The sequence below is a fragment of the Halomonas sp. ND22Bw genome (assembly GCF_003011945.1).
GTDB lineage: Bacteria > Pseudomonadota > Gammaproteobacteria > Pseudomonadales > Halomonadaceae > Halomonas > Halomonas halophila.
In genome coordinates, this window is the sequence record NZ_PXWD01001731.1 from 1 (window position 1) to 238 (window position 238).

The window sequence follows — 238 nt, forward strand, 5'->3', positions numbered from 1 at the left end:
ACCCCGAAGGACGGCCCCTCCGCCGGCATCGGCATGGCGACCGCGATCATCTCGACGTTGACGGGCATCCCAGTGCGCCGCGACGTGGCGATGACGGGTGAGGTCACCCTGCGGGGCCGCGTGCTCCCGATCGGGGGCCTGAAGGAGAAGCTGCTTGCGGCGCTGCGGGGCGGCATCAAGACGGTCCTCATTCCTGAGGAGAACGCCAAGGACATCGCCGAGGTGCCCGACAGCGTAA

1 protein-coding gene is annotated in these 238 nt (G+C 68.9%); it reads left to right on the forward strand.

Going from position 1 to position 238, the window contains the following annotated elements:
* Positions 1–238 (forward strand): S16 family serine protease (locus CVH10_RS24210; protein WP_146143399.1); only part of this gene is annotated, 238 nt, incomplete at both ends.